This is a genomic window from Labrys miyagiensis (assembly GCF_030160835.1).
In the GTDB taxonomy this organism is placed as follows: Bacteria; Pseudomonadota; Alphaproteobacteria; order Rhizobiales; family Labraceae; genus Labrys; species Labrys miyagiensis.
Genome location: NZ_BSPC01000005.1, coordinates 317,990 through 344,093 on the forward strand (window position 1 = coordinate 317,990; position 26,104 = coordinate 344,093).

Annotated in this window: 24 protein-coding genes; 10 read left to right on the forward strand and 14 right to left on the reverse strand. The window is 62.2% G+C overall.

The genetic code is table 11. The features are described from left to right. Nucleotides 1–93: 93 nt before the first annotated feature. Both QQL24_RS02230 and QQL24_RS02235 read left to right on the forward strand, forming a co-directional pair. Complete coding sequence (locus QQL24_RS02230) at nt 94–234, forward strand: hypothetical protein (RefSeq protein WP_284310245.1); 141 nt, start codon at nt 94–96, stop codon at nt 232–234. A gap of 226 nt (nt 235–460) precedes the next feature. Then, nucleotides 461–2,257 carry a flavin-containing monooxygenase gene (locus tag QQL24_RS02235; RefSeq protein WP_284310246.1) on the forward strand — a complete coding sequence of 599 codons (1,797 nt, stop codon included), beginning with the start codon at nt 461–463 and terminating at the stop codon, nt 2,255–2,257. Between the two features lie 297 nt (nt 2,258–2,554). Here QQL24_RS02235 and QQL24_RS02240 read toward each other — a convergent pair whose 3' ends face one another. The 3 genes from QQL24_RS02240 to QQL24_RS02250 form a co-directional block, all read right to left on the reverse strand. Beyond that, nucleotides 2,555–3,580 (reverse strand): ABC transporter permease, encoded by a 1,026-nt coding sequence (locus QQL24_RS02240; protein ID WP_284310247.1) that lies wholly within the window; start codon nt 3,578–3,580, stop codon nt 2,555–2,557. Then, on the reverse strand, nt 3,577–5,127 hold the full coding sequence (locus QQL24_RS02245; RefSeq protein ID WP_284310248.1) for a sugar ABC transporter ATP-binding protein: 1,551 nt from the start codon (nt 5,125–5,127) through the stop codon (nt 3,577–3,579). The genes QQL24_RS02240 and QQL24_RS02245 overlap by 4 nt, the downstream gene beginning before the upstream one ends. Nucleotides 5,128–5,230: 103 nt before the next feature. Beyond that, entirely contained in the window at nt 5,231–6,169 is a 939-nt protein-coding gene (locus QQL24_RS02250) for a substrate-binding domain-containing protein (RefSeq protein WP_284310249.1), read from the reverse strand. Between the two features lie 190 nt (nt 6,170–6,359). Between QQL24_RS02250 and QQL24_RS36510 the strand changes: the two genes are divergently transcribed. Beyond that, the gene (locus tag QQL24_RS36510; protein ID WP_431310625.1) at nt 6,360–6,584 is read left to right on the forward strand and encodes an NAD(P)-binding domain-containing protein; all 225 of its coding nucleotides are present in this window, start codon (nt 6,360–6,362) and stop codon (nt 6,582–6,584) included. Between the two features lie 335 nt (nt 6,585–6,919). Here the strand turns inward: QQL24_RS36510 and QQL24_RS02255 are convergent, their stop codons facing one another. Next, nucleotides 6,920–7,762, reverse strand: coding sequence for a FadR/GntR family transcriptional regulator (locus QQL24_RS02255; protein ID WP_284310250.1), 843 nt, complete (start codon nt 7,760–7,762; stop codon nt 6,920–6,922). 396 nt (nt 7,763–8,158) lie between these two features. Here QQL24_RS02255 and QQL24_RS02260 point away from each other — a divergent pair, with 396 nt between their 5' ends. The 7 genes from QQL24_RS02260 to QQL24_RS02290 all read left to right on the forward strand — a co-directional run bounded on the left by QQL24_RS02260 (nt 8,159) and on the right by QQL24_RS02290 (nt 15,277). After that, entirely contained in the window at nt 8,159–8,707 is a 549-nt protein-coding gene (locus QQL24_RS02260; protein ID WP_284310251.1) for an acyloxyacyl hydrolase, read from the forward strand. A 291-nt stretch (nt 8,708–8,998) separates the two neighbouring features. Next, nucleotides 8,999–9,586, forward strand: coding sequence for a hypothetical protein (locus tag QQL24_RS02265; RefSeq protein ID WP_284310252.1), 588 nt, complete (start codon nt 8,999–9,001; stop codon nt 9,584–9,586). Between the two features lie 4 nt (nt 9,587–9,590). Continuing rightward, nucleotides 9,591–10,256 (forward strand): ABC transporter ATP-binding protein, encoded by a 666-nt coding sequence (locus QQL24_RS02270; RefSeq protein ID WP_284310253.1) that lies wholly within the window; start codon nt 9,591–9,593, stop codon nt 10,254–10,256. Continuing rightward, nucleotides 10,249–11,016: an ABC transporter ATP-binding protein gene (locus QQL24_RS02275; protein WP_284310254.1), complete on the forward strand. Its 768-nt coding sequence runs from the start codon at nt 10,249–10,251 to the stop codon at nt 11,014–11,016. Before QQL24_RS02270 ends, QQL24_RS02275 begins: the two co-directional genes overlap by 8 nt. Then, nucleotides 11,013–13,703 (forward strand): ABC transporter permease, encoded by a 2,691-nt coding sequence (locus QQL24_RS02280; protein ID WP_284310255.1) that lies wholly within the window; start codon nt 11,013–11,015, stop codon nt 13,701–13,703. Before QQL24_RS02275 ends, QQL24_RS02280 begins: the two co-directional genes overlap by 4 nt. A 1-nt stretch (nt 13,704) precedes the next feature. Next, nucleotides 13,705–14,304 (forward strand): phosphatase PAP2 family protein, encoded by a 600-nt coding sequence (locus QQL24_RS02285; RefSeq protein WP_284310256.1) that lies wholly within the window; start codon nt 13,705–13,707, stop codon nt 14,302–14,304. 118 nt (nt 14,305–14,422) lie between these two features. Next, a complete protein-coding gene (locus QQL24_RS02290; RefSeq protein ID WP_284310257.1) occupies nt 14,423–15,277 on the forward strand; it encodes a MipA/OmpV family protein in 855 nt (284 codons plus the stop codon). 10 nt (nt 15,278–15,287) lie between these two features. On the opposite strand, the gene QQL24_RS02295 is transcribed toward QQL24_RS02290, so the two are convergent. From QQL24_RS02295 to QQL24_RS02340, 10 genes are all read right to left on the reverse strand, one after another. Continuing rightward, nucleotides 15,288–16,844 (reverse strand): B12-binding domain-containing radical SAM protein, encoded by a 1,557-nt coding sequence (locus QQL24_RS02295; protein ID WP_284310258.1) that lies wholly within the window; start codon nt 16,842–16,844, stop codon nt 15,288–15,290. A gap of 74 nt (nt 16,845–16,918) precedes the next feature. Beyond that, complete coding sequence (locus tag QQL24_RS02300; RefSeq protein WP_284310259.1) at nt 16,919–18,184, reverse strand: SAM-dependent methyltransferase; 1,266 nt, start codon at nt 18,182–18,184, stop codon at nt 16,919–16,921. A 20-nt stretch (nt 18,185–18,204) separates the two neighbouring features. Next, on the reverse strand, nt 18,205–19,587 hold the full coding sequence (locus QQL24_RS02305) for a sigma-54-dependent transcriptional regulator (RefSeq protein WP_284310260.1): 1,383 nt from the start codon (nt 19,585–19,587) through the stop codon (nt 18,205–18,207). Then, complete coding sequence (locus tag QQL24_RS02310; protein ID WP_284310261.1) at nt 19,562–21,373, reverse strand: sensor histidine kinase; 1,812 nt, start codon at nt 21,371–21,373, stop codon at nt 19,562–19,564. The genes QQL24_RS02305 and QQL24_RS02310 overlap by 26 nt, the downstream gene beginning before the upstream one ends. After that, nucleotides 21,370–21,765 carry a DMT family transporter gene (locus QQL24_RS02315; RefSeq protein ID WP_284310262.1) on the reverse strand — a complete coding sequence of 132 codons (396 nt, stop codon included), beginning with the start codon at nt 21,763–21,765 and terminating at the stop codon, nt 21,370–21,372. Before QQL24_RS02315 ends, QQL24_RS02310 begins: the two co-directional genes overlap by 4 nt. Continuing rightward, nucleotides 21,762–22,898: a GNAT family N-acetyltransferase gene (locus QQL24_RS02320; protein WP_284310263.1), complete on the reverse strand. Its 1,137-nt coding sequence runs from the start codon at nt 22,896–22,898 to the stop codon at nt 21,762–21,764. The genes QQL24_RS02315 and QQL24_RS02320 overlap by 4 nt, the downstream gene beginning before the upstream one ends. Further along, nucleotides 22,895–23,791: an alpha/beta hydrolase gene (locus QQL24_RS02325; RefSeq protein WP_284310264.1), complete on the reverse strand. Its 897-nt coding sequence runs from the start codon at nt 23,789–23,791 to the stop codon at nt 22,895–22,897. Before QQL24_RS02325 ends, QQL24_RS02320 begins: the two co-directional genes overlap by 4 nt. Next, nucleotides 23,788–24,150 (reverse strand): DMT family transporter, encoded by a 363-nt coding sequence (locus QQL24_RS02330; RefSeq protein WP_284310265.1) that lies wholly within the window; start codon nt 24,148–24,150, stop codon nt 23,788–23,790. The genes QQL24_RS02325 and QQL24_RS02330 overlap by 4 nt, the downstream gene beginning before the upstream one ends. Further along, a complete protein-coding gene (locus QQL24_RS02335; RefSeq protein WP_284310266.1) occupies nt 24,147–25,061 on the reverse strand; it encodes an arginase family protein in 915 nt (304 codons plus the stop codon). The genes QQL24_RS02330 and QQL24_RS02335 overlap by 4 nt, the downstream gene beginning before the upstream one ends. Then, the gene (locus tag QQL24_RS02340) at nt 25,061–25,756 is read right to left on the reverse strand and encodes an MtnX-like HAD-IB family phosphatase (protein ID WP_284310267.1); all 696 of its coding nucleotides are present in this window, start codon (nt 25,754–25,756) and stop codon (nt 25,061–25,063) included. Before QQL24_RS02340 ends, QQL24_RS02335 begins: the two co-directional genes overlap by 1 nt. Nucleotides 25,757–26,104 lie beyond the last annotated feature (348 nt).

Genomic DNA, 26,104 nt, shown 5'->3' on the forward strand with positions numbered 1-26,104 from the left:
GGGGGGGCATGCGTTCAAGCATGCGGAAGGCCAGGGACGAGGCCACGCAAATCGTCGGGTTCGATGGCCATCGTCCGGCGTTGAGGGCTCTGCATGCAGACCCATCTACGGGCCGGGCTTGCCGCAGCGGCGCTGCAGATGGCGATCACAGCCCGCACCTCCAAAGCCAGCAGCCTGATCCACCATTTCGACCGTGGCGTGCAAGGCGGACTCAAGCCTTCCACGCAAGAATAACCGATGGCGATAAGCTCCGCATTCATTGTTCTATGCTGTCCCAATTAGAGTGGGAGCGCCCGAGGTGGTTCAGCGCGTGAGCATGTTTCTTCTCCGCTTCCATTTCCTCGGCCAGGAGAGGCTCTGCATTTAGATCGCGAGTCATGGAATTCCGTGAACTGTGTAAATATACCGGGCCTCAGAACTATAAGGGGCCGCCACATCAAAATTAGTGGGACGAAACACCATGGGCAATGAAGATGCTGGTCGCCGCCTCTCTGCGTGGCTGGATCGTTTCGCCGCCGCCGCCGCAAAAGGTGACCGGCTCAAGCTTCTCTCCTTATTCGGCACGGACAGCTATTGGCGCGACCTGCTGGCTTTCACCTGGAATCTCCATACCGCCGAAGGAAAGCAGGAAATTGGAGAGATGATCCAAGCCACGCTGGAACGCGTGCAGCCTAACGCATTTGCCCTCCATGAAGGTGCAAGCGACACCGAAGGGGTGGCCGAGGGATTTTTCAGTTTCGAGACGGTCGAGGCGAGATGCATCGGCCACATCCGCCTCAAGGGTAATCTCTGCTGGACGTTGCTCACTTCCATGGAGGAACTGAAAGGCTTCGAAGAGAAGAAGGGCCGCCGCCGTGTCATGGGCGCTCAGCATGGGGCTCACCGCGACCGGCAGACCTGGCTTGAGCGACGCCAGCAGGAAGACGAAGCGCTCGGCAGGGATCTCCAGCCCTATTGCCTGATCGTTGGCGCGGGTCAGGGTGGACTTGCCTTGGGCGCGCGATTGAAGCGGCTTGGTGTCCCAACCGTTCTTGTCGAGACCCATGAAAGACCAGGGGATTCATGGCGCAAGCGGTACAAGTCGCTCTGCCTGCACGATCCCGTGTGGTACGACCACATGCCCTATCTGCCGTTCCCCGACGACTGGCCAGTTTACTCGCCCAAGGACAAGATGGCCGACTGGCTCGAGGCCTATGCCAAGGTGATGGAGCTCAATGTCTGGACCTCGACCACCTGTCAGAAAGCCTCGTTTGAGCCCAAGCGCGGTGAATGGACTGTCGAGGTCATGCGTGAGGGCAAGCCTGTTACGCTGATGCCCAAGCATCTGATCCTCGCGACGGGCATGTCCGGCATTCCAAATGAGCCGAATTTTCCGGGCATGGAGAGGTTTGGAGGAGAACAATGCCACTCCAGCCGCTACAAAAGCAGCGAGGTCTATCGCGGCAAGAAATGTGTGGTCATCGGCTCAAACAATTCCGCTCACGATATTTGCGCTGACCTTTGGGAGAACGGTGCCGATGTCACTATGGTGCAGCGCACGTCGACCCATGTTGCCACCTCGGAAGCTTTGTTCAGGTTCGGCATCAGCAGGCTTTATTCGGAGGACGCCCTCGATCGTGGCATCACAACGGACAAGGCGGATCTCCTCAACGCTTCGGTGCCCTATAGGCTGATGCCGGAGATCCTCAAGCCTGTGACCGCCGCAATCAGAGGCGCTGATGCTCATCTGCTGGAGCGACTTGAGAAGGTGGGATTTTTGCTCGATTTCGGGGACGACGAATCCGGACTTTTCCTTAAGTACATGCGGCGGGGTTCGGGTTATTACATTGACGTCGGCGCTTCCGCGCTTATTGCCGACGGTGACATTAAGCTCAGGAGCGGCGTGGGCATCCGCGAAATCACCTCGGATGGCGTTATCATGAGTAGTGGCGAAAAACTGCCAGCCGACTTGATTGTCTATGCTACAGGCTATGGTTCGATGAACGGCTGGGCTGCCAAGCTGATCTCGCAGGACGTCGCCGACACCGTCGGCAAAGTCTGGGGACTCGGTTCGGGCACGACCAAAGACCCTGGGCCGTGGGAGGGCGAACCGCGCAATATGTGGAAGCCGACCCGACAGGAGGCGCTTTGGTTCCACGGAGGCAACCTGCATCAGTCGCGGCATTACTCCCAGTATCTGTCGCTACAGTTGAAGGCGCGCCTGGAGGGCATACCCACACCGGTGTTCGGCGTCCCGCAGGTTCATCATCTGCAATAGCGCAATCCTCGGCCAACTCAGGGAAGACGAGATTTGGCCTCCGCGCCTCCCGTCCCCTTTATACGCCGTATCGAGAAGCTGGACCCGTTGCCATAGGCCGGGGTCATGGTCAGAACGGGCCAATTCATTTCACGTCCGATCAGGCCGTGAGCCGCAAATACAGGGCTCTACAGAGCATTGTCACGTAAACGTCTGGACGGTGGCAAGGTAGGGGGATGGCGTCCATTTCTTATGCCCGCCATCGTTTTCCGCCCACGGTAATTCAGCATGCCGTCCAATTCTCCTGCGCTTGTCTCGTCAGGTTGTTCGGCGGCGAGATTTCGCAAAGGTATCGAATGCAACGGCGAGGACAATAATGACGCCGATAATGATCTGCTGGATATATGGCGACACGCCCATCAGAACCAAGCCGTTCAGCAATACGCCGATGAGGATGGTGCCGATCACCGTACCAAAGATTGTTCCGATGCCGCCAAACAGACTAGTTCCGCCGATAACAACGGAAGCGATAACGGTGAGTTCGTAGCCGGTACCGGCCACGGCCTCTGCGGAATCTAGCCGCGCCGAGAGCACGAAGGCACCGATACCGGCAAAAAATCCAATGATCACATAGACACTGCAGATCACAGCCCGCACATCTAGACCCGATAGCCGCGCCGCTTCTACATTGTCGCCGACGGCATAAAGCTGACGTCCATAACGCGTATAGCGCAGCACTATGTGCGCCAAAAGAGCAAACGCGATGAATATTACTACGGGGATTGGTACCGGACCGATTTTGCCTTGGCCCCACCAGATGAAGTCGGGGGCGAAGCCGCTGATTGGGCCGCCGCCGGCGAGCAGCAGTGCGGCCCCGCGGAACACCGACATCCCGCCAAGCGTCACTACGAATGCCGGCACCTTAAGCCGGGTGATTGCAAAACCCTGAATGAAGCCACCGGCCATGCCGACCAAGACGGCGGCCAGAAGCGCGAGCTCCCAACCATAACCAAGGGAGTCCTGGCCGGTGCCGACAGAAAAGCGATTAGCAAGCCCCCCTTTGGCGACTGCGGCGGCTGCCAAGCCGGCGAAAGCCAAAAGCGAACCGACGGAAAGGTCAATGCCCGCCGTTAGGATCACGAAGGTCATGCCTATTGCGAGCAGCCCGACGATCGAGACCTGCCGCATTACATTGAACAAGTTGAACGGCGTCAGGAATCGCGGCTCCCCGATCGCGAATCCGATCATTAGAACAAGAAGGAAGATCAAGGGTGCGAACCGAGCCGCCACCCCGACGAAATCGGTAGGGCGCGAGGTGGGTTTCGCCGTCGCAGCTTCGCTCATGCCTGTCTCCTCTGCCCTGCCACGGGGGCCTTGGCACCTAGCGTCATCATTGCCATCAACGACTCCTGCGTGGCGGCATCGCGCCCAAGTTCGCCGATCACCTTGCCCTCGCGCATGGTGACTATGCGGTCGCTGATCGCCATGACTTCGGGTAGTTCCGACGAGATGACGATGATGGCAATGCCATCCTTCGCCATGTCGATCAGGAGATTGTGCACTTCGACTTTGGCGCCGATATCGATCCCGCGTGTCGGCTCATCGATGATCAAAACCCGAGGCCGCAGGGCCAGCCAGCGCGCGAGAACGACCTTTTGTTGATTGCCCCCAGAGAGATTGGCGATCGCCTGGTCCTGACTTGCCATGCGGATATTGAGCATGTCTCTATAACGCCCGGCGAGCTTGCGTTCGGCGGTTTCGTCGATGAACCAGCCCCATCGGGTGATCTGCTTTTGCGCCGTCATCGAAAGGTTAGTGCGTACCGCCAGAGACAGGAACAAGGCCTGCTGTTTGCGATCCTCGGGAACCAGTCCGATGCCGTGCCTGATGGCGTCTCGCGGCGAGCGGATATCTACAGGCTTCCCGTCGACCAAGATGCGGCCGCTGTCGAAGCGATCGGCTCCGAAGATCGCGCGCGCTGTTTCGGTGCGGCCGGCGCCGACCAGCCCGGCAATGCCGAGTATCTCACCGCGACGTACCTCAAGGCTCACATTTTCGAGGACGATGGCATTTTGGTCCTGGGCGTCGCCCCGCCGAGATAATCCATCGACCCGTAAGGCTACCTCCCCCATCTTCGCCGCTGCCCGGGGCCCACCTAGCGAAGCGACGTCACGGCCGACCATCAGGCGAATGATCTCGGAAACTGAGGTATTGGCTACCGTTCCGGCGCCCACTTGCCTGCCGTCGCGCAACACGGTGTAGCGATCGCAGATCTGCATAACCTCTTCGAGCCGGTGAGTGACGAAGATGATACTGAAGCCGCGTGCCTTCAGGTTTCGGATGATGCCAAACAGCTTGTCCACCTCACTGGAAGACAGAGCAGCCGTTGGCTCATCCATCACAATCAGTCGTGCTTCCATGGATAGCGCACGCGCGATTTCGACCATCTGCTGCTCGGCGACGCTGAGGTTGCGCACCAGCGCCATCGGCTGCAGGTGCAGGCCAAGCTGTGAGGTGATCGCCTTCGTGTCCGCCGCCATTTTCGACCAGTTGACGAAGGGCCAACGGCCGGGCTCTCGCCCGATGAATACATTCTCGGCGATAGTCATGTTAGGCGACAGCGTAAATTCTTGGTAGATCGTGGCAATCCCGCTGCGCTGGCTGTCATGCGGAGAAGCGAAGACGATATTGTCGCCCAAAAGAGCTATCGTGCCTTCGTCAGGTTGCTGGGCGCCCGAGAGTATCTTGAGAAGGCTAGATTTGCCGGCCCCGTTCTCTCCGAGCAAGGCGTGGACTTCACCCGGAGTGACTTCAAAATTCACGTTGTCGAGGGCAACTACGCCAGGGAAGCACTTAGTGATCCCCACCATGTTCAACAGAGGCATGGACATAGGTTTGGCTATTTCTCCCGTGATCGAGCTAGGCCCGATGTGCCCTGCTGAGGCCCGCCCCGTGGTACGGGGAGGGCAGCGTTTTGATGTCGCGGACGGGAGTTCACTTGACCTCGTCGAGCCGCTCGGACTGGTTGAGGTTGTCCTTCGTAATCGCGATCGGCGTGAGCAACGTCACGGCTTGAGCGGGTTTGGTACCGTGGCGAATGAACTCAACGAGCGCATCAAGCGCCGCTTTGCTCTGGCCGCCGGGGGACTGCTCAATGGTCGCGGTCATGTTGCCGTCCCGGATCTGTGCCAGGCCTTCCGGGAGCGCGTCAAATCCAATCAGCTTGACCTTGCCGATCAGGTTACGGGCCTTCAGGGCCTGCAAGGCGCCAAGAGCCATATCGTCATTGGCGCAAACAATCACGTCCGGGGGCGTTTTCATGCCATCTAAGGCAGATTCCGTCATGGCTAGCCCCTTGGCGCGATCAAAGCCAGCTGTATCTTCGAAAACAAACTTGTATTTGTCAGCCGCTTTATCGAGGACGTTGTGAAGTCCCTTGTTACGGTCGATGGCTGGGCTAGCCCCGGACTGGCCTTGCAGGTTCATTACGGTGGCACCGTTAGGGAAGAGCTTCATGATCAGCTCACCTTGCACTTCGCCACCCTTGACATTATCGGCGCCGACATGCGCCAGCACGCCGGCAACCTTATCGACGCGGCGGTCGACCGTTACCACTGGAATATTGGCGTCGACCGCTTCCTGCACGGCTGGAGCAAGCGCATCGACCTCGTTCGGATCGAGGAACATGCCGTCGACTCCTTTGGTGATCGCCGCCTCGATATCCGCCGTCTGCTTGGGCGAGCTGCGCTGGCCATCGGCCTCGATGATGTCAACACCACCGATCTTCGCCGCCTCGGCTTTGACCTGTGTCATCATGTGGGTGAAGAAGGGAAATGCCATATCGGGCATTGTCGCGAGGATGGTCAGATGTTTTTCGTCCGCGCTTGCTGGGATCGTACACGTCATTGCCAGCCCAGCCAGGCTGGCAAGCAAGATCAGTCTCCGTCTTACCGGCTTCATGTTTCCTCCTAAAACTGACCTATTTGTATGGCGCTGGCCTGCGAGGCAGAGGCGTGCAGATGTGGTCAGACCACTGTTTGTATGATCAATGTTAGCCTGGGTCAACGCGGACCAAGTGAAGGAACTCGTGTAGGGGCACGATGGGATAGCGTCTCGTGCCCCCATGGTGTCTTCATCATCGACCGTACCACGTCGTCGCCTCGACGCGCCGCTGGGAAGGTCTCCTGCTGAAGCGCGGCAAGGTAAGCTTTCGACACTCGTTGGCGCCAGTACGCCTTTGTTCGAACGCATACGACCACTTTTGGATACGATTGCCGACACTATCCAACCTATCGTACCTCGCGGCAGCGGTCAGAAGCTGGTCACCAATTTTGTATCGCTTGGCTAAACTGCAATATATTCGGAAGCGCTTGTCTTGGCGCTGAAATCCGGACTTACAGGGCGGCACTTCGACGATTTAATCCGCACCAGCCGGATGGACTGTCAGTATTTCACACCTTCATGTTCTGGGCCTTGGAAGGAGAATCTTCTTCGCATCGCTTCTCTCTGGCGAACGCCGGCCAGACCATCCGCGATGTGGAGGCAGTGGGACGCGGTCTCGGGGTGAGGAGCGAATTGGCTGCCTCCGTGGCAGCGATCTATCATCGGGCGCTGGACCATGGCATGGCTGGTCCGGACTTGCCGGAGTTGCCGCGATCGACTGCACACGATGCGGGGATCGAGCTACGGCCGTTTGTCGACACGCCTGGGCGAACGGCCTCTCAATACCTGGTGCGAACTATCTGCAATGTGCCTGAGATGAACGTCCATCGCCATTTTTGCGCCATCGACGTCCTTGGCTTTCAGCGCGTCGACAATTGCACGATGGTCAGCGGTGCTCTTTGCTATCTCGCCTGGCTGCGACATCAGCTTCCGCCGATGTTCAAGACCAATGTTGTAAAGGGCCATAGCGATCTGTTCGAGCACCACATTGCCGCTCAGCTCGTACAGCCTTGAGTGAAAGCGGCTGTCGAGGATGAGAAAGCCGACATAATCGGCTTTGACTGCCGCGTGTGCCTGCATCATAGCCTCGAAATCCTCGAGGTCGGCCTTGGTCATGCGTAATGCCGCCTTCTCGACCGCAGCGACTTCGATGAGACGACGCATCTCACTGCTGTCATCAAGAACAGCAGGTGTGAGCGAGAGCAGAAAATTCAGAGGGGCGAGGAGGCGACGGGCGTCCAATGATGTGACGTATGCACCCCCGCCATGACGTATCTCGATCACGCCAAGGGTCTGCAACGCTCGCAGCGACTCGCGAAGATTTGGACGGCCAATACCGAAAATATCATTGAGCTCTCGCTCGGGAGGGAGCCTATCGCCTGGATGTAGGTAGCCATCTTGAACCAGCTCGAGGATACGGCTGACCACTTCATCGCGGCCTTTGTTCTTATCACCGGCTTTCGGCGTACGCCTCGTAATCAAGGCGGGGCGCGGCCGCTTTGCTGGCGCGCCTTGCTGCGTGGCTTCTACCTCGCCATCGTCCGCTGCGCTCTTTTTCGTCGCATCTGTCGCCATGATCGTCATTGTTTTCTTTCGATTGTGGTAATACCACTATTGATGCCCATGGTTTCATTGGATATGTCTGTGCGGGTCATTGCAACCCGCTACTTCGCGAGACGAGCGGCCACAAAGCCACTCATGTTTCAGCTTTCGTCCATTTTCCCAAAAAGCTAATCTGGAACACCTCGGCCAGTGTGCCGATCGGGCTCTACGGCATCACGTCGGCGGACAAGTTCGCGGTGTCCGATGTTGTGGCGATTGTGGCTCCCAACCGTTGGCGGGGTTACCGGCGGACAGCGGCTATCTCCTCACCTGCGTGCCGCTGATGAGGCAGTGGACCTTTGATCGCATTGGCTAAAAAGACTTGGTGAAAAAATTCCCTATGCTAGCTTGAGCCTCGGGGGCGTAGGATGTCAGTCCATGCGTTACGTCCTTTCCGGCGTCTTTATTCTGCTTCTCATGGTCGTTGCTTCGCATGCCCAGGACGCGACTACTGCCTCTTTCGGGGCCGATGCCTTCATCAATGAACTGCGCTTCGGCGGGCTGCTGCACGATCTCACCAGTCCCGAGAAGAGCACCGGGCCGGATTTCAACGCCGAAATCCTGTTCGCCAAGCCCTGGGGTGGCGAGCAGACATGGTGGCTGCCGCGGCCCAATTTCGGCACCACGCTGAATTTCGGCGGCGGAACCTCCACCGTCTATGCGGGCGTGGCCTGGCAGTACAACGTGACGCAGAACATTTTCGTGGAAGGCACGTTCGGCGGCAGCCTCAACAATTTTTCCGAGGATGGCACCCACCGCAGCGACCTCGGCTGCCATGCGCTGTTCCGGGAATCGGGGAGCCTGGGCTACGATATCACCGAGCACTGGCGCATCATGGCCACGGTGGAGCACAATTCGAACGCCGGCCTGTGCGACAAGAATCGCGGCCTGACGAATTACGGCATGCGGGTGGGCTATAAGTTCTGACCGGGAGCGCGGACGTCTCGGTCTCTCGTACGTGCGAACGTCGTGACAGTGGCTGTAGAGACGAGCCTATACGCCCGGACGGATATCAGTCGGGACGCCATGCGAACGTATGCCACACCGGGTTTCTTGCTTGCCTCCTCCCAGTCCGAGTGTGAACCCGCATGGGGTTCGGAAGGCGCCTTTTAATCCGCTGTCAAATTGGCGACATCTGAGCCGGTGACCCCTAACTCCAGCCTAAGTCTCCGTTCCTATTGTCGGTTTCGCGGGGGCTGGTTCTGGTAGGAGTTCGCCATGAAGGGGCAAGCCGCAAGAATTCACACTCGATTGCGTTCGGTTGCCGGTACGGCTGCAGCAGCATTGATGCTCGCGATGGCAACCGGCTTCGCCGCCGAAAAGCCGGTGGCGCCCGAGCACAATCCGCCCGGTGACATTCCGGACAACCAGGTCTTCGTGACCTACCGATCTTCCGACGGCTATGAGCTCAAGGCACCTGAAGGGTGGGCTCGGCGCACGACGCCGCATCAGGTCCAGTTCGCCGACAAATACGACACCATAGCGGTCAACATCGAGGATGCCGCTACGGCGCCGACGCTGGATGTTGTGAAGGGGCAGATCGTTCCCAAGCTCCAGAAGGAGGGTAGGGCGGTCGAGATCAAGGGCGTGAGCACCGTCTCTCGAAAGAGCGGAACGGTCATTCGCATCCTGTACAACTCCAACTCCGAACCCAATTCGGTGACGTCATCGCAGCGCCGGCTTGAAAACGAGCGCTTCTTCTATTTTCACAACGGCAAGCTTGCCACCCTCGATCTCTCCGCTCCTCTTGGCGCTGACAATGCCGATCAGTGGCAGCTGATCTCTGATTCCTTCCGCTGGAAGTGACGTCATGTCGGTGGTGGTCGAAGGGCGGAACCTGCACAAATTCTACCGGACCGGCGATGACGAGGTGTTCGCTCTGCGCGATGTCAGCCTCGATCTCAGCCAGGGCGAAATGGTGGCGCTCATCGGCGCGTCCGGGAGCGGCAAATCCACCCTGCTTGCCTGCATCGCCGGGCTGGACGAGCCTGATGGCGGCTATGTCAGGGTGGCTGGCTCCCGGATGTCGCATCGCACGGAGGCTGCGCGCTCCCAATTGCGCTGCCGTCATATCGGCATGCTGATGCAGTCTGGAACGCTCTTCGATCACCTTACGATGTTCCAGAACATCCGGCTGCAGCAGCATCTGGTTGGCACGGGCGAGGATGAAGATGTCCACCAACTGCTCGAAAAGCTGGGGCTGGGCGGGCAAGGCGACAAGCTGCCGACCCAGCTCTCGGGCGGAGAAGTCGCAAGAGGTGGCCTCGCCGTCGCGCTCGCAGGTGGGCGCGCCGTGCTCCTCTGCGACGAGCCGACGGCCGAGCTCGACACCGGGACCGAGGCGGCCATCCTTTCGCAGATCCACCGGCGCTGCGATCAGGGCGCGGCAGCCCTGGTCGCGACCCACAGCGAGGCCGTCGCCCGCATGGCCAACCGCGCCATTCATCTCAGGGATGGGAGAGTGGTCGATGGCTGAGGGCTCCAAGCTGCTCGTTGTCGCCCGGGATCTGCAGCGCTCCTTTGCCTTTGCCGGACAAAAGGTTGGGGCACTCGCCTCTGCGTCCTTCGAGATCGCGTCAACGGACCGTATCGCCCTCGCCGGACCGTCCGGCAGCGGCAAGTCGACACTCCTCGCCCTGATCGCAGGCCTCGACAAGCCCGATGTCGGAACGATCGCCTGGCCGGGGTTGCCCGGTCGCAGCAGCCAGCCGGTCGGCCTCGCTAGCAGCGACATTGCTCTGGCCTTCCAGGCGCCGAGCCTGATCCCGTCCCTGACAGTCATCGCCAACGCGGCGCTGCCGCATATGCTGAGAGGCGGTGGGGCCGGAGAAGCGGAGGAGCGGGCCGCTGCGGCCTTGTCCCTGTTCAGGGTACAGGATCTTGCCGACAAACTGCCCGAGGAGATTTCCGGCGGTCAGGCCCAGCGGGTCGTGCTCGCCCGCTGCATCGTCGCCCGGCCCGACCTGATCCTCGCTGACGAACCGACCAGCCAGCTCGACCATCTCAATGGCATGGCGGCGATCGAGGCGCTTCTTGGCTGGACCGCGGACAACAAATGCGCCGTGGTGATCGCCACACATGATGTCGAGGTGGCGCGGCGCCTCGACAGGACTTGGACCATTTATCACGGTTTGCTCGACACTGTCGGTCCTCTGGGGCACGTGCCGTCGGCGCAAGGCGGGGCCGAGCGGGAGACGGCCCTCGGCAACGGCCATGCCGTGGGCAGGGTCGCATGAAGACGGCCTTGCCAGCCCTTCGAATCGTCGCGGCAGGGGGATGGTGGCTCAGCGGCTTGGCGCGTACGCGTCCCTGGCGCATGGCCGGCACTGTCTGTGGCGTGGCAATCACCATCGCCCTGCTGGCTTTGCTGCTGGCCTTTCTCAAGAACAGCGAAGCGGCCATGACGGCGCGCTCCATTGCAGCCGTGCCGGTGGATTGGCAGATCGAGCTGGCGCCCGCTGTGCCGGTGGAAACGGGGCAGGCCGCGCTTGGCGAGGCGGCGGGCGTGAGGCGCCATGAGAAGGTGGGCTATGCCTCCGTCGACGGCTTCGAAGCCAGCACCGCCGATACGGTGCAGACCACCGGAGCGGGGCAGGTCCTGGGCCTCAGCCAGACCTATGCCGAGACCTTCCCGGGGCAAATCAGGCTCCTGCAGGGCGCGTTAAGCGGTGCGCTCGTCACCCAGCAGATGGCGTCCAATCTTCATGTCGGAGTGGGCGATAACATCATCGTCCATCTCCCCGATACCTCCTCGCAGACGGTCACCATTGCCGGGGTGGTCGATCTGCCCAATGCGGACGCCATGTTCCAGGCCATTGGCATACCGCCGGGAGCGGCCCCACAGGCGCCGCCGGATAATGTGCTCATCCTGCCGCTCGATCTCTGGCAGGGCTTTTTCGCAAAGCAGGCCGTGGATAGCCCGCGAAGCGTGCGCTGGCAGATCCACGCAACGCTTGATCACGCATCCCTGCCGACGGATCCGCTTGCGGCTTATCGATCCGTGGCCGCTGCCGGGCACAATCTCGAGCTTCTCCTCGCCGGGCAGGGTGTGCTTGCCAATAATCTCGCCGCGCGCCTCGATGCAGCCCGGGCGGATGCGCTCTATGCGAGGGTACTGTTCCTGTTCCTCGGTGCACCGGGCCTTGTCCTGGCGGGGCTGCTCACCGTCGCCACGGCCGCTTCGGGCGAACGGGCGCGGCAGCGCGACCAGACCTTGCTGAGGCAGCGGGGTGCATCGGCATCCACCATCCTGACGCTCGCACTGGCGGAAACGATGGCGATATGGCTGGCGGCGACGCTGCTCGCCGCCTGTCTGATTGTTCTCGTCGGCCCGATCGTGCTGGGCATGACCCTGGAAAGGGATGCGCTGGGGATGATGGTGCTGGGCGCCGTCGGCGGACTGGTGCTCGCTCTTGGCGCGATCCTGCTGCCAGCCTGGCATCGGACGAGGCGGCTGAGCGTTATCGCCGGGCGCATGAGTGTTGGCCTGCGGGAGACGCCGCTCTGGTGGCGCATCCATCTCGACTTCATCCTGCTCGGACTTGCGGGGCTGGTCTATTGGCGCACGGTCGAGAGCGGCTACCAAATTGTCCTGGCGACGGAGGGCGTGGCGGAAACCTCGGCAGACTACTGGTCCTTCCTGGCACCGCTGCTGTTGTGGATCGGTATCGGCCTCATCACGATGCGCTGCGTCACCACTCTGGTGCAACGGGGCCGCTGGCTGCTCGCCTGGCTCGTCTTTCCGCTTTCCGGTGCCCTCTCCCAGGGCGTTGCCGCCAGCCTGTCGCGGCAGCATGGGCGCCTCGCCATCGGTGTGGGCCTCACGGCCCTGGCCTTCACTTTTGCGGTTTCGACTGCAATCTTCAACACGACCTATCAAGGCCAGGCGCTCGTGGATGCGCAACTTACCAATGGCGCTGATGTCACGGTGCAGGGCGAGACGGGAAGGCCGGCCGGGGCGCAGATCGCAAAACTCGCCTCGCTGCCCGAGGTTGCCGCCATCGAGCCGATGCAGCATCGCTACGCCTATGTCGGCACCGACCTCCAGGATCTCTATGGCATCGATCCCCGGCGTGTCGGCGAGGCGACCTCGATATCCGACGCCTTTTTCGCCAGCCACGATGCCCGTGGCACGCTGGAAGCATTGGCGGGTGTACAGGATGGCGTGCTGGTCTCCGAGGAAACCGTCTCCGACTTCCAGCTCACGCCGGGCGACCGCCTGAACCTTCGCATCAAGCATGCGGGAACGCAGGCCTTCGTGAGCGTACCGTTCACCTTTGTCGGGGTCGTCAGGGAGTTCCCGACCGCGCCACGGGATTCCTTCCTGGTGGCCAATGCGAGCTATATCGCGCGAATGACCGGCATGGGGGATGCCGAGATCCTGCTGGCCAGGGCCGCGACTTCGCCGCAGAGCCTGCATAGGGCCATCTCGGCGGCACTGGTTGGACGGCCCGATCTTCGCGTCAGCGATGTCGGCGAGGCCAGCCACCTTATCGGCTCCAGCCTGACGGCGGTGGATCTTTCTGGCCTCACCCGGCTGGAACTCGGCTTTGCGGTGATCGCCATTGCCGCCGCGGCCGGATTGGTGCTCGCGCTGGGGCTGGCGGATCGCCGGCGCAGCTTTGCCATCCTGGCCCTGCTCGGCGCTAGTCCGCGCCAGATCGCCGCCTTTTTGTGGCTGGAGGGCGGGCTGGTCTTCACCCTTGGCGCTTTGATTGGCCTTGTTGCCGGCGGCCTCATCGCCTGGATGCTGGTGACCGTTCTGCAGGGCGCCTTCGATCCGCCCCCGGAAACTCTGGCTGTGCCCTGGAGCTATCTCGTTGTGACTGTCTGCACAGCCTTGTTCTCCAGCATCGCCGCCATCGAGGTGGCGCGCCGCGATGCCCAGACCTCACCCCTCGAAACAATCAGGGAAATGCGCTGACATGGAACTCGAAGCCCTGAACCGCACGCTGTTCCTGGCGGTGAATGCCGACGCTTCTTCGCTGCCGGCGGCAATCGAGGCAGCCAGCCTGATCGCGGTCTTCGCCATTCTCATCGTGCCGCTGCTGCTCTGCCGGGATTGGCTGCGAGGGGAAAGAGGGCAGCGGGAGACCGCACTGCTCGCACTCGCGACCATCTTGCTCGCGCTGGGGCTCAACCAGTTGATCGGCCTGTTCCTCTTCCTGCCGAGACCGTTCGCCATTCCCCTCGGCCACACTTTCCTCGCCAGCGCCACGGACACCTCCTTTCCGAGCGACCATGCCACGGTGCTGTTCGCGGCCGTTGCTTCCTATGGGGCCGGGAGGCGCTGGATCGCCGCATCCATGCTATCGGTCGTCGCGCTAGCCGTGAGCTGGGCCCGCCTATATCTCGGCGTGCACATGCCGCTCGACATTGTGGGGGCCGTGGTCACCTCGTTGATCGCGGTGGGTATCGCCGAGGTCGTAATGCGATGGCTGGGAGGCCCGCTGCTGTCATTCGGGGAGGCAGTCTATCGCCCGCTCTTCGCGCCGTTGATCAAGCTCGGCTGGATCAGGCGGTAACAACGGTGTGTGGACTTGCCGTTACACCCGAACGGGGTCTTCACCCTGAACAAACTCGATACTTGCTTCACCCCGCAACAGCACGCCTAATGCAAATCGGTATCCGGGTATCTGGTTCATGTACAAGCGTCCCATAATGCTGGCCTTTGGAGCTGCCCTGGTCTCGTCGCTTCTGCTGGCGAACGCCTCGGCATCTGGGCAGGAAGCCTCGCCCTATTCGGTGCTGAATTTCTCCTCGCAGCCGGCGGCGGCGCCTGACTGGATCGTGACGCTCGGAGCCGGCGCGCAGTATGGCCCAAGCTATGAGGGGGCCTCGAAGACGAATTTCTCGGTGCTGCCGTCCGATCTCGACATTCGCCGCGCCGGCGAGCCGGAAGGCTTCAGCGCACCCGATGACGCCTTCACCTACAGCGTGTTCGACAGCAATGGTTTCTCCTTCGGACCCGCTGCGGATTTTCGGGCCGGCCGGTCCCGCTCGGACGACCGCTCCCTCGCCGGTCTCCATTCGCTGCCCTTCACCATCGATGCCGGTGTTTTCGGGGAATATTGGTTTATCGAGGACCGGCTGCGCGCGCATGTCGAGATCCGCCAGGCCCTGCACGGACAGCAGGGGATGGTGGCGGACCTTTCGGCCGACTGGGTCCAGCCCTACCAGGCCTTCACCTTTTCGCTCGGCCCCCGGCTGTCGCTGGCCAATGGCACCTATATGCGCAATTCCTTCAGCGTTTCCAATGGCGAGGCCGCACAGAACGATCTGGTTACGCCTTATCGCGCCACCAGCGGCATCAAGTCCGTCGGCGCGTTGGCGTCCGCCGCCTATCGCTTCAACCCTGCCTGGAAGGCCACGCTCTATTACAAATACGATCGTCTCGTCGGGGACGCGGCCGATAGCCCGATCGTCTCGCGCATCGGCTCGTCCAACCAGAGCACGGTCGGGCTGGATCTCAGCTATTCCTTCGGCGTGAAGTTCTAAGCTGACGGAATCAGAACGAATTGACGATTTGGCCGGAGCGCATCTGCCGGATCATCGTATAGGCGTGGTAATGCATCGCGCATTTGATGGCATAGATCTGCATCACCACGGGCGAGCGGCGGCGTTTGAGCATGGCCCACAGGCGTTGGCGGTAGACGCGGCGCAGCTCCGGCTCCGGCACCCGGCGCATCAGGCGCATGAAGATGCCGAAGGCCTCGAACACCCACATTGCATTGAGCCTGGCGAGTTGCAGGGGATGCTGGCGCAGATGGAGTAGGCGCGTGCGTTCGGGCTCAATCCGTTCGTCGAGATAGAGAGCATCGAGCCGATCAAAGAAAGCCTTGGGCTCATGCAGGTCCCCCATGACGGCGAGATAGCCGTCGCGCAGTTCCTCCCGGCTGAGCTGGAGCGGGATGACATTGGTGCCATAGGGCTGCCTGTCCGAGGGATCGAGCCGGCCCTCCTTGGCTAGGCGGGCATGGAGCGGCGTCTTGGGGATGGCGGCGAGCATGCCCACCATGGCGTTGACGATGCGCGCTTCCTTGATAAAGGCGCGCTGGGCATCGAAGATGGTGGCATCGTCGCTGTCGAAGCCCAGGATCATGCCGCACCAGACCTCGATGCCGGCGCGCTGGATCGTATGCACCTTTTCCAGCATGCTCATGCCCTTGCGCACATTCTGCAGCTTCTTGGTCTCGCGCAGCGCCGCTTCATTCGGCGTCTCGATGCCGATGAAGACGACACGGATATTGGCGTCCACCATCATCTGCATGAGTTCCCTGTCATCGGCGAGGTCGATCGAAGCCTCGGTGACGAAGGTCATCGGATAGTTGTGCCGTGCCTGCCAGGCGATAACATCGCGCAGCACTTCCTTGATCGCCTTCTTGTTGCCGATCAGGTTGTCGTCGACGATGAAGGCGGTATCCATCCCGGTCGCGAGCAGGGCCTCCATCTCCGCCAGGATCTGGCTGCTCGTCTTGATGCGCGGCTTGCGGCCGAATACCACGATGATGTCACAGAATTCGCAGGTGAAGGGACAGCCCCGCGAGAACTGGATGCTGCCGACGGCGTAATCGTCCATCTTCAGGAGATCGAAGCGTGGGATCGGCACCGTAGTCATATCCGTCTTGTCGGTCTGCTCATAGCGGCTGGCGTGTCGTCCTTCCGCCCAATCGGCCAGGAAGCGCGGCCAGGTCTCTTCGGCCTCGCCGATGAAGGCGACATCGACGAGATCGCCGAAATAGTCTTCCTGCACGGTGATCCAGGGGCCGCCGACCGCTACGAAGCAGCCGCGCTGTTTCAGCTCGGTGAGAATCTCCTTCGTGCGGAAGCGCTGCACGATCATGCCGGTGACGCCGACGATATCGGCTCGGGCGCACAGGTCGTAGTCGATCTCCTCGACATTCTCGTCGATCAGCGTAACGTGGTGTTCGGCAGGCGTGAGGGCTGCCAGCAGGGGCAGGCAGGCGACGGGCAGGTTGGCCTTGGCGTCGAAGAGAGGGAGGGCATGTTCCAGCCCCCAATAGGAGGCTTCGAAGCGGGGATTGATCAGCACGATATGGGCCATGGAGCCACCGTTCGTTATGGGGGTGAAAGGCGTCGGTTCATTTCCGTTTTCTTGAAGCTCGAAATCCGGGAGAGTCAGGAGGCATGTTTCAGCGCAGGCATGTCAGGCTCTGTGCGGGCAGCAGCCGGGGCCTGCTCCGCGCGACCGATATAGTCGCGGGTCAGCGGCAGCGTGTCGTTGCGCCGGGCGAGCTGGATCTGGAAGACGACGAGATCCTCGCAGCGGAAGGCGACCTCGGCGGCCGCCAGGTAATACTCCCACATCCGGCAGAAGCGCTCGTCATACAGGTCCCTGGCATCGTCCCACCGCGCCAGGAAGCGCTCGCGCCAGGACCGCAAGGTCAGGGCGTAGTGCAGGCGCAGCACCTCGACATCGGTGACGAAGAGGCCGGCCTGCTCGATCTCGGGCAGGATTTCGGAAAGCGAGGGGATGTAGCCACCAGGGAAGATGTATTTGTCGAGCCAGGGCGTGGTGAAGCCGGGTTCGGCCGAGCAGCCGATGGTGTGCAGGAGCATGACACCGTTATCGGCCAGCAGTCGGTGGCAGGTCCGGAAGAAGGCGCCGTAGGAACCGACGCCGACATGCTCGAACATGCCGACAGAGACGATGCGGTCGAAGCGGCCCTCGACGGCACGGTAGTCGGTGAGATCGAAGTGAACGTGCCCCTCGGCCTTGCCCTTGGGCCGGGCGCGCGCATAGGCGAGCTGCTCTTCCGAGAGCGTCACGCCGCGCACCTCGGCCGCACCAGCCTCGGCGATCGAGCAGGCGAGGCCGCCCCAGCCGGAGCCGATGTCGAGCACCCTGTGGGGTGGTTCGATCCGGAGCTTGGCGATGATGTGGCGTTTCTTGGCGGCCTGCGCTTCCTCCAGGCTCTGTCCTTCACGCTGGAAATAGGCGCAGGAATATTGCCGGTCGGCATCGAGGAACAGGCTGTAGAGCCGCCCGTCGAGATCGTAATGATGGGCGACATTGCGTTTCGAGCGGGCCGGGAGGTTGCGCAGGCGGAAGCGGCGCAGCGAGGCACGCGCGCGGTCAATCAGGCGGGCGGGCAGGGGATGCGAGCGGTTCTGAGCTTCGCGCAGCATCAGATACACAAAGTCGTAGATCGAGCCCTGCTCGACCACGAAGCGCCCGTCCATATAGAGCTCGCCGAGCCGCATGTCCGGATCGGTCAGCAATGCGAGCACGGCGCGCTTGTCCGTCAGGCGCACAGTGACAGGTTCGCCCGTGCCGTCGCCGAAGCTCATCCGCTGGCCCGAGGGCGCGATGAGGGTGAGCGAGCCCTTATGGACGATGCGGCCGATGGCCCGGCGCAAGATGTGATCGAGGATCGGGGTCATGGAAGCCTCCCGTCCGCGCCTCAGGGGCGCGGCGCAACCGCCTTCGAGACGGTGATGTCGTATTTCTTGAGACGGTGCCAAAGGCTGCGTTCGTTGATGCCGAGCAGTTCCGCCGCCCGCACCTGCACGCCCTCGGCCTGCCTGAGCGCATCGATGATCAGCCGCCGTTCGAAATCGGCCGCCAGGTCGTCGAGCTGCAAAGGGAAGGTGCTGCCGTTCGCCACCGCCGGCTGCTCGACGATGTAAGGCGGCAGGTCGGCGGCGGTGATGATCGGACTGCGCGCCGAGATCAGCGAACGTTCGACGCAGTTCTGCAATTCGCGGATATTGCCGGGCCAGCGATAGCCCGAGAGCACGCGCACCGCATCCGGGCTGAACTGCACGTCGCGCCTGCTGAGCGAGGGACCGAGCTGGTCCGCGAAGAGCCTGAGGAACAGCGGTATGTCCTCGCCGCGCTCGCGCAAGGCCGGCAACCGGATCGGGAAGACGGCGAGGCGGTAGTAGAGATCCTCGCGGAACTTGCCCTCAGCCACCATGTCCATCAGATCGCGGTTGGTCGCAGCGATGATGCGGACATCCGCGGTGCGGGTGCCTGTGCCGCCGACGGGCTCATATTGCCGCTCCTGCAACACGCGCAGTATCTTGACCTGCAGCTGCAGCGGCATGTCGCCGACCTCGTCGAGGAAGAGCGTGCCGCCCTCGGCCTGGGCGAAGCGTCCCACGCGATTGGCGACGGCGCCGGTGAAGCTGCCCTTCACATGGCCGAAGAACTCGCTTTCCAGGAGAGTCTCGGGGATCGCCGCGCAATTGACCGCGATGAAGGGCTTGCGATGGCGGGGGCTGTTGAAGTGGATGGCGCGCGCCACCACCTCCTTGCCTGTGCCGCTCTCGCCGGTGACCAGCACGGTGGTGCGCTGCTCGCATACTTCGCTGATCGCCCGGATCACCTTCTGGAAGGAAGGGGAATTGCCCACCAGCGTGTCGAACTTGTAGCGGCCCGCCAGCTCCTGGCGCAGGCGTTCATTGTCGCGCAGGGCTTCATGCAGCCGCAGAGCATTGGCGAGCGTAGTCGCCAGTTCCTCCTGTTCGATCGGCTTGGCGATATAGTCGAAGGCGCCGTCCTTGATCGCCTGGACGGCATCACGCACCGTGCTGAAGGCGGTCATGATCACCACAGGCATGGTGGGGTGGCGCCGGCGGATCTCAGCCAGCAATTCCTGGCCGTTCATGCCGGGCATGCGCAGATCGGTGAGCACGAGATCGATCTGCTCGCCGTCGAGAAGCTCGAGCGCGGCCGGGCCGCTGCTGGCGGATAAGGCGGTATAGCCGAGGGCCTCGAGCACGCCGGAGAGCACGTCGAGCAGCCGGATTTCGTCGTCAACGATCAGGATCGTCTGGGACATTGCCCGCCCTCCGCTGCGATCGGGGTATGACGAACTCGAAAATGGCGCCGCCAAGCGGATTGTTGCGAGCCTCGATCCAGCCACCATGACCTTCGGCCACCGCGAAGACCCTGGCGAGGCCGAGGCCCGTGCCGCTGTCCTTGGTGGTGACGAAGGGATCGAAGATGCGGTCGATCAGATGGGGCGCTATGCCTGGACCATTGTCGGCAAATACGAAATGCACATCGTCTCCCGAGCTGGCGATCAGGATGTCGAGCTGAGGGCGCGACTGAGCCGGCGGCGGGCCGCCAGCCGGTTCCGGCACCGTCTCCATCGCCTGCAGGGCGTTGAGCACGAGATTGAGGCAGGTCTGGATCATCTGGTCGCGATCGACATGCACCAGAATTCCCTTTGTCCTGTCCTCGACGCGCACGGCGACATTCTGGCGCTCGATCTCGCTCTGGCAACTGCCGAGCACGCGCTCGACCAGGGCGGCCGGCGGCAGGTCGACCATACGTTGCGGCGGTTTGGCGAAAGCGAGGAAGTCGCGGATGAGGTGGTCGATACGGCGGACCTCGTCAACCACATAACCGAGGCGGCGCAGTTGCACGTCGGTGAGATTGGGGCTGTTCTGCAACAGCTCCGCCGAGGTCTTGATGATGCCGAGCGGGTTGCGCACCTCATGTGCCAGGCCGGCGGCGACCTCGCCCAGCGTGATCAGGCGTTCGCGCCGGCGCAGCTTCGCCTCCATCTTGCGCAGCCCCTCGAGCTGGTACGCCATTGAGTTGAAGGCCATGGCGAGGTGGCCGAGCTCGTCCTGGCCGCGTACCGGGACGCGCTGGGTGAAGTCGCCCTTGGCGATCGCATTGACGCCCCGAGACAGGCGGATCACCGGCTGTGTCAGCAGGCGCGACATGATGAGGCCGGCGACGACCGAAAGCAGCATGCCGCAGGCAAAGATGCCGATGAACAGATTGCCGCGGGTGATCCAGTCGGCAAGGCCGGATTGCGGGCTGAGGCCGCAATAAACGACGCCAATGAGATGGCCGCCATCCTGGATCGGGGCCAGGATGGCGACGGAGGGATTGTCGCCATCCGGCCGCGCCTTGACATAGCCGTTGGTGTTGCCCTCTTCCAGGCGAGCCAGGGCTACATCGGGCAGGGGGGCGGCGATGCCGGGCTGCGAGGTGTAGAGTTCCTTGAATTTGCCGTCGACCTTGTAGAAGAGTTGAATCGTCAGCGACGACAGCACGCCCATATTGTTGACGAAGCTCTGGTCGACGAAGTTGCCGATCAGGATGCGGAAGCGATGGCCGTCGAACGTCGTTTCGGTGTTGCCCGCCGCCATCAGCACGGATTGTCCGGCATTGTCATAGAGATAGAGGGTCTGACCCTGGTCGAACGGCACCCGGGTGATGTTGCTTCCTCCCCGCGAGGAGAAAACGACCTTGTCATTCTCGTCGGTGATCATGAACAGGTCATAGCCGAGTGCATCGATCACATGTGAAACGGGTGCGGGGAGCTCACGTGTCTGTCCGGCGAGGAGGCCGTTGAGACTGCCGGTTTCGACCATGGCTTTGGCGACGCCGGCCGTTTCTCGCCGCTCGTCCAGGATGTTGGCCACGAAGAAGCGCGAGGTCTGGAACAGCCAGGCGCGGACATTGTTCTCGAACGCCGTCGCCACGAGCTGCGTCGCAAGATGGCTGGCGACCAGCATCGGCACGACGCTGATCAGCACGAAGACTGCGACCAGTTTCCAGCGGATCGAACGCGCCCAAAATCCTCCGAGGCGTGCAAGAAGGGTCACGGATCGTCCCCTCCCATGATCACAAGCCCCACAATGATGAGGCCGATTCCGCTGAGCCGCCAGAGCGAAAGTGCTTCGTGGAAGAGGTAATAGGATGCGACCGCGACGGAGAGCATCACCACGGCGGTCAGCGGAAAGCCGAAGCTCAGGGGAGTGCGGTCGAGGATCACCATCCATGCAGCGAAGCCGCCGACATAGCCGGCAATGCCGGCCCAGACCCAGGGGGTGTGCAAGGCCTCCAGAAACCACGATGGGCCGAATGGCGTGTTCGCGAGAATTTGGCCGCCCGCCTTCAAGCCGACCTGCGCCAGGGTCTCGAATCCGAGCAGCAGCACCCAGGCGATGACCATGGCCTGGGTCCCCGGGCGTCCCGTCGCCACGCCGTCGGTCATGGCGTCCCTCTCACCAGTTCCGCGATCGCGGGGTCGAAACGATCGAGCCGAACCATCCGCGCCACCAGTTGGAGCATGGCATTGATCGCGACATTCCTATGGCGGAAATACTGCCAATTGGGCAGGAGGCGGCAACCCAGGCGCAGTTTCGGGCCGTAGAAGGCCTGGCCACTCTGATAGCGCGGTATGCCCCGCTCGATGCAGTAGCGGACATTGTGGAGCCAGCTGTTGAAATAGAGGCTGTAACGCGGCACGGCCGGGTAGTGCATGCCGATATATTTGTCGATCAGGCGGCCTTCGGTCTCGATCACGAAATTGAAGGCAACAAGCTGGTCTTCGGCCCAGTAGAGAAAGATGCTGGCCTGCGGGGCAAGGGAACGCAACAATTGTGGAAAATAGCCGGGCGGCAGATATTCGAACTGCAGCTCGCTATGTGCGACGGTTTCCTGATAGAGGGCGGCGACCTCTTCCACCACATCGTCGATCGCCCGCCGCCGCTCGACACGAATCTCTCTGAAATCCTTCATCTTTCGCCGCATGTCCTTGCGCGTGGCGCGGCTTAGGCTGGCGAGGTAGTCGTCGAAGCTGCGATAGGGCAGGTCGAGCACGGCGGTCGGCAGGCCGGGCAGGCGGGTGAAACCGCCGCGCTGCATTGGGTCGGCCCAGAGCGCGTCGTCGAGCGAAGGTGCATCCTTGATGCCCAGAAGGCTGTAGCGGCTCCTCGCGCCGAATTGCTGCAGGGCTTCGACCATGCGCGCGAGCAGATCCGGCTTGAGCGCAGCATTGATTTCCGGTGCAAAGCCGAGATGGCAGATCTCCGCAACCGGGGAACCCAGGGCGAGCAGGCGCAGGGACAAGAGGGAGGGCAGCCTGTTGTGAAGCCAGCTCGTGATCCGCTTCATGGGCCCTTGCACGGTGGTATCCAGGCGATATTCGGTGCCAAAGGCGGGCGCTACGGCGATGGGGCGGCCATCCGCCAGGATCGCGGCATAGTACCAGTCGAAACCGGGAGGCCCTGCCAACTCGCAGGCCCGGTAGAACGCCCAGTTCTCGGGGTCTCCGGGAAAGCAACGATCCCAGTCGGCGGCGGAAAAGGCGGTGATCGAGGTCTCGACGGTGGCTTGGAGTGTCATGACGCCACCCGTTCGGATTGAGGAAAGGCGGGTAGGGCCGATGGCCTCGCACGCTCCATCCGGTGCAGGAACGCGACGGTGTGGTCGGTGACCAGCTCGCGTTCGCGGTCGAGCGTGATCAGATGATAACTGTCCTCGAGCAGGATCTTCTCGATCGGCCCGCCGATATTCGCGGCGATGTAGGAGGCATTCCTGACACTGGTGACGTCGTCCTCGCGGGCGTGGAGCACCAGGGCAGGGGTCCTGATGCCGGCCAGACGGCGCTTGAGGTCGCGGATCAGGCGGAGCAATTGGCCAAGGCTTCGCCCGGGCATGTGGAGAAGGCCGGCTTCCTCGCTCCTGCCCGATTCCATGGCGGCCAGGATGCGCGCTCGCAGACGGTCGTCCTTGACGCCATAGGGGTAGTTCTCGCGGAAGCGCAGGAAGCGGCCAAAGCCGAGCAGGATCGCCAGATGGATCATGACGCTGATGCGGGGAATGCTCCAGCCGTCATAGAACAGCGTGGGGGAATAAAGGACGCATCCATTGACCCGTTGTGGCCGATGTGCGGCGACCAGTAAGGCCAGGAGGGCTCCCATCGAGAGGCCGCCGACGAAGACGGTTTCATGCCGCTCACGGATGCGGTCAAAGGCGGCGAGCGCACTGTCCAGCCAATCCTGCCAGTTCGTGGCGAGAAGATCGGCCTCGCTGCCGCAATGCCCCGCCAGCTGCACGCCGTAAACGGAGAAGCCGGCTCGGGCCAATCCCTTCGAGACGAACTTCAACTCGGCCGGCGTGCCCGTCAGTCCATGGATCATCAGCACGGCCGTGGGGCCGCCCGGATAATGGAAGCCGTGATCCGGCTGCATTCCGGCGAGGTGAAGGTCCGGTTTGGTTGAATTGCGAAATTTCACAGGGAGCTTCCCACGACGGCGGCGCCCAGCGCAATCAGGATTGTCCCGATCCAGCGCCGGCGCGAAATGGATTCATGGAGAATGAAGCGGCTGGCGAGCGCGATGCCGCAATAGGACAGGCCTGCCAGCGGGAAGGCAACGCTCAGCGGCAGCCGCGACAGAACGAACAGCCAGGCTGCGATTTCGACAGCGTACGTCGCCACCCCGAGCCAGATCAGCGGAGAGCCGGCGACTCTCAGCCAGATTGGCAGGGCCTGGGCCGAAATCGAGGGATCGTCGAGACCAACCTTGAAACAAAGCTGGCCGATGACGTCGCAGCAGATGGTGCCGGCGAGCACGAGGATAGCCATCACAGTCATAAGGCCTCCTCGAAGGCGGCGATCAACCGCTCGTTGGTCCGGGCATTGACGGCAAGATCGGGCAGATCGGGCGCGCGCGGCTGGTCGAGCCGAGCTTCCAGGTATTTCAACGGATTGCGGTGGCGGATGGGTGCATATTCGCCGCAGATGTCGGCGCCGACGATCCTGAAGCGGGCGGCGATCCGCAGGACCGCTTCAACCAGATTGTCGAGCGGCAGCCCGCCCTGATCCCAGTTGGTCACGGCATAGGCAGGGGACAGCACGTCCTTGTCGATGGTGATCCAGACCTTCTCGGTCGTGATGTTCTGGACCAATTCATCCAGAAATTCTCTCCAATCATCGCCGGCGAGATTCCGCCAGTGCAGCGCGCCATCCGCGACGCGATGGCCGGGCCCGTCGGCAATCCCCGATCGCTCGACGGTGGAGGGTGCATGCCACCAGGGATAGAGTTCGAGCCGTCCGGTCGACAGGGCATCCATATCCGCGCCTTTGCGGTCGGGGCGGACAAGATCCTCGCTGCAGGGGCCGATGGTGATGAGGCGCACCACATGGTTCATGGCCAGCACCGCATGGGTCCAGGAGCCACAATGGCGGCGCGGCATGGTCCAGCACCAGTCGGGGTGATTGTCGAAATGCAGGACGGTGAGAGGCCCGTCCGCCGCGGCGATGAAGCTGGCGGTGAGGTGATGGAAGTCGCCTGAACCGACCAGCGTCAGCACCGGCTGTGGGTCGCGGGGCAGGCTGCACCAGAAGCGATCGAAGGCGGCGAAGTGATGACCGAGCGACCACAGGCGCAACGCAGGGCCTTGCGGGCGTAGGTCATGCAATTCAACGTTCCCGGCCGCCAGCCGCCGGGCGATCGGCGGCTGGTCGCATAGGCTGCCATCAAGGTCGAGGACACGGATCCGCATCACGGCGCTACCACCGAGGGCTCGCATGCCGCGGTGGCGGTCGCGATCTCGCAGTCCAGACCCATGGAGAGGAAATCCGTGAGCTGGGCGAAGTGCTCGAATGGCACATGCTCGATGCCCTGAAGCCGGCAATAGGCCAGGAGCTCATCCTTGGCGAACACGATGTCGGCTGCCTCGGCGACACAGAAATCCGATCGCCCGTCACCGATGAGGACGATCTGCTCCTCTTTCTCCACAGGGTCTGCTGCCCGGCATTTGCAGGTGCCGGCTGCGGACCGGCAGCCGGCCACGGCATGCGGGCTCAGCATGGCGTAGCGTTCGTCGTCCAGGAAGATCAACCGGTTGGCGATCACCGGCAGGTCGCCAATTCCATCCCGGCTGAGGATGCGCCGGATCGCGTAGTCGAGACCATCGCTGACAATAGCCAGGGGAATTTCCAGCTGCCGGCAGCGCGCGGCGAAGCCGAGGAAGCCAACATCGATCTGGACAGTATCGAGCATCGCGTTCAACGCTTGGCGGTCGCAACGCAGCAGGGCGACCTGGCGCTCCATGCAGGCCGCGGAGCCAATCACGCCTGCCTGCCATTGCGCCTCGATGTCCCGCCAGCCCGGCTCGGCGAATGCTTCCAGGAGCATATCCGTCACATCGCCATGTGTGACGGTTCCATCGAAGTCGCAAAGGATGCGGTAGGTCATCGTGCTGTCCGGAAACTCAGGATACGCCCTCGGCGCACAGGTTCGGGCAGGCTTTCGCAAGATGCGTGCCACGCCTCCCCAGGCTCGAAGCCTCCGGAATCCTGGGTAGGTTGCAGAAGAATGTACTGCGGCTTTCCGGTGAGAACCCGCGTCGAAACAAGGACCTAGGCAGGTGAGGCGTCGGTTTGCCAATGCAGGTCTGCTCAGGCTCTACGGGCGGTCAGCGCGGCATCCCTCCAAATTGCGAGCATCAAATTTTGTAGCTTCCATCGGGAAATGTCGGGAAGGCCGCGACTTTTTCTCCCGTGGACGAGGGCAAAATGCCGCTAAGTCATTGAGATATCGGGC

Coding starts and splice junctions, on each gene's coding strand:
- QQL24_RS02230 (WP_284310245.1), top strand. CDS start 94: ATGCAGACCCATCTACGGGCCGGGCTTGCCGCAGCGGCGCTGCAGATG.
- QQL24_RS02235 (WP_284310246.1), top strand. CDS start 461: ATGGGCAATGAAGATGCTGGTCGCCGCCTCTCTGCGTGGCTGGATCGT.
- QQL24_RS02240 (WP_284310247.1), bottom strand. CDS start 3,580: ATGAGCGAAGCTGCGACGGCGAAACCCACCTCGCGCCCTACCGATTTC.
- QQL24_RS02245 (WP_284310248.1), bottom strand. CDS start 5,127: ATGTCCATGCCTCTGTTGAACATGGTGGGGATCACTAAGTGCTTCCCT.
- QQL24_RS36510 (WP_431310625.1), top strand. CDS start 6,360: ATGGTGTCTTCATCATCGACCGTACCACGTCGTCGCCTCGACGCGCCG.
- QQL24_RS02255 (WP_284310250.1), bottom strand. CDS start 7,762: ATGACGATCATGGCGACAGATGCGACGAAAAAGAGCGCAGCGGACGAT.
- QQL24_RS02260 (WP_284310251.1), top strand. CDS start 8,159: ATGCGTTACGTCCTTTCCGGCGTCTTTATTCTGCTTCTCATGGTCGTT.
- QQL24_RS02265 (WP_284310252.1), top strand. CDS start 8,999: ATGAAGGGGCAAGCCGCAAGAATTCACACTCGATTGCGTTCGGTTGCC.
- QQL24_RS02270 (WP_284310253.1), top strand. CDS start 9,591: ATGTCGGTGGTGGTCGAAGGGCGGAACCTGCACAAATTCTACCGGACC.
- QQL24_RS02275 (WP_284310254.1), top strand. CDS start 10,249: ATGGCTGAGGGCTCCAAGCTGCTCGTTGTCGCCCGGGATCTGCAGCGC.
- QQL24_RS02280 (WP_284310255.1), top strand. CDS start 11,013: ATGAAGACGGCCTTGCCAGCCCTTCGAATCGTCGCGGCAGGGGGATGG.
- QQL24_RS02285 (WP_284310256.1), top strand. CDS start 13,705: ATGGAACTCGAAGCCCTGAACCGCACGCTGTTCCTGGCGGTGAATGCC.
- QQL24_RS02290 (WP_284310257.1), top strand. CDS start 14,423: ATGTACAAGCGTCCCATAATGCTGGCCTTTGGAGCTGCCCTGGTCTCG.
- QQL24_RS02295 (WP_284310258.1), bottom strand. CDS start 16,844: ATGGCCCATATCGTGCTGATCAATCCCCGCTTCGAAGCCTCCTATTGG.
- QQL24_RS02300 (WP_284310259.1), bottom strand. CDS start 18,184: ATGACCCCGATCCTCGATCACATCTTGCGCCGGGCCATCGGCCGCATC.
- QQL24_RS02305 (WP_284310260.1), bottom strand. CDS start 19,587: ATGTCCCAGACGATCCTGATCGTTGACGACGAAATCCGGCTGCTCGAC.
- QQL24_RS02315 (WP_284310262.1), bottom strand. CDS start 21,765: ATGACCGACGGCGTGGCGACGGGACGCCCGGGGACCCAGGCCATGGTC.
- QQL24_RS02320 (WP_284310263.1), bottom strand. CDS start 22,898: ATGACACTCCAAGCCACCGTCGAGACCTCGATCACCGCCTTTTCCGCC.
- QQL24_RS02330 (WP_284310265.1), bottom strand. CDS start 24,150: ATGACTGTGATGGCTATCCTCGTGCTCGCCGGCACCATCTGCTGCGAC.
- QQL24_RS02335 (WP_284310266.1), bottom strand. CDS start 25,061: ATGCGGATCCGTGTCCTCGACCTTGATGGCAGCCTATGCGACCAGCCG.
- QQL24_RS02340 (WP_284310267.1), bottom strand. CDS start 25,756: ATGACCTACCGCATCCTTTGCGACTTCGATGGAACCGTCACACATGGC.